A 1,294-nucleotide genomic window follows, 5' to 3' on the forward strand; every position below is an offset into this window, starting at 1 on the left:
TGTAAAGAGCAAGCCAAGGCTACTTCAGAACAAGAAATCCAAGCGGCTATGGACTACATAGCCAGAGACTTGGAGCAAGCGGTCTATATCTACGATAACTCTGGAGTAGAAAGAGACCATAACGACGAACCGGATGACTCTGGAATCCGAAACCAAATCCCACCAGTTGCTGAAGCACCAGGTTGTAAAACAGATAACTGTCAACCTGTGCTGGTATTCTGGAAGCGGAAGCATTTTGATAGAGATGACAAAGTCAATGGCACAAGGATTGGCGACTTTACCAATGATAATGATACCTTTGTCTATGCTTTGGTGGCCTATTACTTAATCACTGATAAAAATGATACTTGGTCAGATATTGCTAGAATCGGTCGGTTTGAAGTTTATGATCAAGTCATCGATGAAACTTCAAAGAAAGCCAATCAAGTTGCTATACCTGCTAGCCCAGGCTTTCAATCCTTTCGTCTCAGTGATACAAGCGGAAGCAGCCTCAAGGAAAAGTTGAATCAGTGGACAAAAGGGGATGCTGCTTACACTACTCCAGTTCAAATCTTGGTAGATTACATTGACGTAATTGACCAAGATAACCAAAACAATAAAATAGAACCAGGTTGTCCAAGTGTATTTCCCCAAAAAGCCCCTAGTCTCTCACAAGATGAAATCCAAAAGAAAGAAGAAGCTTTGCAGGTTCCAAGTAACCTAAACGGTGGTTTTTATGCTTGTGTGGATGCAGAAAAAAGAATAGCCCAAGTATTTTTGAGAGGGAATGCTTTAGCTCGGCTCAAGAATAATCCAGAGGACTATGAATACAAACCAAACCGGTCTAGCTATTTCCCGACCGTAACCATGCAAATTGAAGGACGGGGTTTCTTGAATGACTAATATAGCAGTTTTTTTTAGGGAGTCGGGAGTCGGGAGTCGGGAGTCGGGAGTCGGGAGTCGGGAGTCGGGAGTAGAGATCCCCCCTAACCCCCCTTAATAAGGGGGGAACGGAGGAATAAGATTGAATTGACTTGATAAATATCAGAAGCGCTATAGCATTATATGTTTACATATTACAGAAAAATGGAAGATAATCAAAGGCTAAACCATAAACCAAATAAGGATGCTGGCTTCACGTTGCTGGAATTAATAGTAGTTATCTTACTAGTAGGAATTTTATCTGCAATTGCTGCTCCCAGCTGGCTGGCTTTTGTGAATCGACAGCGCGTGAATAAAGTGAATGAGAGAGTATTAAGTGCAATCCAAGAAGCCCAGCGAGAAGCGAAAAAGAAAAAACTCAGCTACAGTGTTA

General features: G+C 42.0%; 2 protein-coding genes. Both read left to right on the forward strand.

All coding sequences use genetic code 11. The features are described 5' to 3' along the window. A partial coding sequence (gene hpsC, locus F6K49_RS49930; RefSeq protein WP_293110250.1) for a hormogonium polysaccharide secretion pseudopilin HpsC occupies window positions 1–882 on the forward strand: 882 nt, incomplete at its 5' end. Window positions 883–1,065: 183 nt separating this feature from the next. After that, window positions 1,066–1,294: prepilin-type N-terminal cleavage/methylation domain-containing protein (locus F6K49_RS49935; RefSeq protein WP_293110252.1), on the forward strand; the 229-nt coding region annotated here is incomplete at its 3' end.

The organism is Moorena sp. SIO3I6, assembly GCF_010672095.1.